Source organism: uncultured Dysosmobacter sp., from assembly GCF_947631165.1.
In the GTDB taxonomy this organism is placed as follows: Bacteria; Bacillota; Clostridia; order Oscillospirales; family Oscillospiraceae; genus Oscillibacter.
This window is the reverse complement of sequence record NZ_CANRKH010000094.1, coordinates 1-3,120: the sequence shown is the minus strand read 5'-3', so window position 1 is coordinate 3,120 and position 3,120 is coordinate 1. Positions and strand designations below refer to the sequence as shown.

The 3,120-nt window shown below is 49.6% G+C and carries 3 protein-coding genes; all 3 read left to right on the top strand.

The window, feature by feature from the left end; genetic code table 11:
* Positions 1 to 160: 160 nt before the first annotated feature.
* A complete protein-coding gene (locus Q0Z69_RS16790; protein ID WP_298035548.1) occupies positions 161 to 841 on the top strand; it encodes a hypothetical protein in 681 nt (226 codons plus the stop codon).
* 147 nt (positions 842 to 988) lie between these two features.
* Positions 989 to 1,180, top strand: coding sequence for a hypothetical protein (locus Q0Z69_RS16785; RefSeq protein ID WP_298035547.1), 192 nt, complete (start codon positions 989 to 991; stop codon positions 1,178 to 1,180).
* A 12-nt stretch (positions 1,181 to 1,192) separates the two neighbouring features.
* Positions 1,193 to 3,120: transporter substrate-binding domain-containing protein (locus tag Q0Z69_RS16780; protein ID WP_298035546.1), on the top strand; the 1,928-nt coding region annotated here is incomplete at its 3' end.

Here is a 3,120-nt window from a genome sequence, read left to right as displayed (position 1 = left end):
ACTCAACTTTAACCGATGAGGCTTTATCCTTCATCCTTTTTTATTCAACTGTCTAATATGTATTGTAATCCTACAGTAGATGTTTTGGTTTTTTGACAAATGATAGTAGAAATATGTTTGTTATCGTGATAGACTAAAAAGCAATGCGGAGGTGGACTGCGTGGGAAATATATGGCAGCTTTTAGAAAGAGGCTTTATGGCTGGCGTTGTATTTGCTGCCGTATGTGCTGGATTTGCGGGATTTTTCTATCTGTTGTATCGGCTCATAAAACTTATGCGTCCGAAAGCGGCGCGACAAGAGGAACAACGAATTTTATCCCATCGGCTTTATAAAGTTTCCGGCCGTGGTCGGATCGCTTACCTCATTCTTTGCCTGGAAGAAACTCTGCGATTTTATGGACAGGATTTTAGCGCCTGGGAATGGATTTTACGGCAACTGTGGTCAATCACAGACTGTTCTGAAAATAACTGGATTGGCATTTGGCTGGACTCTATTTGGGAACTGTTGCCGAGCACGGTTTTGGCAAACAACAATACCGAAACTACCCCTGCGGAAATAAGCAAAGCCCGAACTCTTTATTCACAGGCGGGAATTGCTATGATCGTCATAAACGCAGTCATTGAGAATGCTTATACGATAGTTTGCGAGTGGTCACCTAATACAATCGCACATGACCCGAACGCACTTTGCCTCATTGATAAAGTGGAAGAAACAATGAATACATTTGGAGTGTCGCTCCCCTCAAACGAGATCATTCAGCCACTTTTTGAGCAGAAAGATTCTTCTTTAGGGAAGCCTTTTGATGGATTGCGCTTTTCCTATATATCAAAGCAAGAATGATGTCTCCACGGGACTGCCCTGCTTGAAGTAGCCGGACACGGCGAGGACGGTGTTGCCCATGTGTACCTCGGTCACACAGTTCGGGTGGTGGTAGGGGTGGTAGTTTCCTTGCTGGGGATGTTGGTCATATAAGTAAAGAAGATAAAAATGGATGATATCAGCGATGGATTTATTTCAATATCGGATAAATTAACAATTTATCCTGATTTTTCATTTGAGCAGTTTAAGCATACAAAATTTTACAAGAATCAAGACGGCATAAAAATGATTTATCTGGATGGGCAACAAATTATTGATGATAGAAAATATACTGTTAATGTCGTAATACTTCAAATATAAGGGGAACGAAACATGAAACAGGCAATAAAATCGTACATATGGCGCGCGGTCGTTTGGCTGACGGCAGCAGTTCTTTGGCTCTGTGTCGTTCCCGGCCTGAATGCCAAGGCGGCGCAGGCAGAGGCACGGACCATTCGGATTCCCTGCGGGATCAATGATCTGCTTCGCCTGGATGAAAACGGCAAACCTACAGGCTATTGTGTTGATTATCTCAATGAACTGGCCCAGCTCAACAACTGGACCTATGAGTACGTCAACTGCACCTGGTCCGATGCGGTGACCATGCTGGAGCGCGGCGAGCTGGACATCCTCTTTCCCACCAATTATATGCCGGAGCGGGATGAGACCATGGACTTCCCCGCGCTGGTGGGTGGTTATACTTCCTTTGGCCTGTTTGCCCGGGCTGACGCAGGCTATGGATATGAGGATTTCAGCGCCTTCAACGGCGCCCGCATTGCAGTATCCCCCAGTTCTGCCAACGAACAGGCCCTGGTTGATTTCGCCGCGGCCCACGGCTTTACCTATACCCCCGTCCATCTAAATTCTTTGGAGGAAATGATCCCAGCGCTTGAAGCGGGTCAAATCGATATGCTTCTGATGAGTTCCTCCACTAAAATCCCCAATACGGTGCTGCTGTCCGTATTGGATGCCTCCCCCTTCTATTACACCGTCAAAGCGGGCAATGCAGCACTGCTCGATGAGCTGAACCGTGGGATGCAGCAGCTGGTCACCACTGAGCCCGAGCTGGTGGCTGAAACCACCCAGAAATGTCTTGTGGGCAACAATACCAACGCGCTGGCACTGACTGACGAGGAACGTGCCTATGCGGCCTCGGATCCTGAGATTGTGGTAGGCTTTTATGAAGAAACCGAACCGCTTGCCTATGTACAGGAGGACGGGACCTACAGCGGCATCTATGTCAAGCTCTTGGAGTCTCTCCGGGACACCGCCGGTCTGAATCTGACTATGCGCCCCATCAGCCGCTCCCAGGACTGGAAGGCGCTGCTGAAAAGCGGTGAGCTTGATTTCTACATCGGCGCTTCAGAAAATTTTGTCCGTCAGGACGGTGAGCTATACACCACCAGCGCGATCCTGGAATATGACAATATCCTCATCATGCAGCGAAACTGTGTATTTGACTCCCTGCACACCCCTGTGATCGCATTGACCCAAGGCCGCTCCTACTGGGCGAAATCTCTGCCGGAGCTTTTGCACAAGGATATTGAGGTCCAATACTACACCAACGCGCGGCAATGCCTGCTGGCCGTGGCCCACGGTGACGCTGACGCAACGCTGATCAACAATCTGGAATTTAACTATCAATCCAAAAATGACCGTTTTGCCGATTTGATCCAGTGGCAGAATTTCCGCTCTCCCTCCGACGTGGGTCTGGTCACGACGACGGATCCAGACAGCCCCATGTTCTCCATCGTCAGCAAGGCGATCAAACAGCTCTCCTCCGATCTCACCAACTCTATCATCAGCAACTACCTCAATATGCCGTATGATTCCTACACCTTGGCAGATCAGCTGTACGCCTCACGGCTGGTACTCAGCACCGTGGCCATCTCCATTCTGGCCATTGTTATCATCCTTGTGATGATGTGGATCGCCCGCCGTCGGCAGCGGGCTGCGGAGGAGGCCATTCAAAAGCGCGAAAAGTATCAGCTGCAAATCCTGGCGGCTCTCAGCCAGGATTATGCTGTGATCTATTATGTGGATCTGGATCGGGATCAAAGCAAGGCAGTCCGGCAGGAGAAAGGGCTGCGGGACACCCTGGATACAGAGGTTCCGCTCGTCCACCAGTATTCTGAGGCAATGCAAAGCTTTCTCAGCACCTATGTGCAGCCGGATACCAAGGACCCTCTGCTGGAACTGTGTGATCCCCAGGCGGTCATCTGCCGGTTCCAGGAAGAAAAGGGCTTTACTGTCCGCTATCG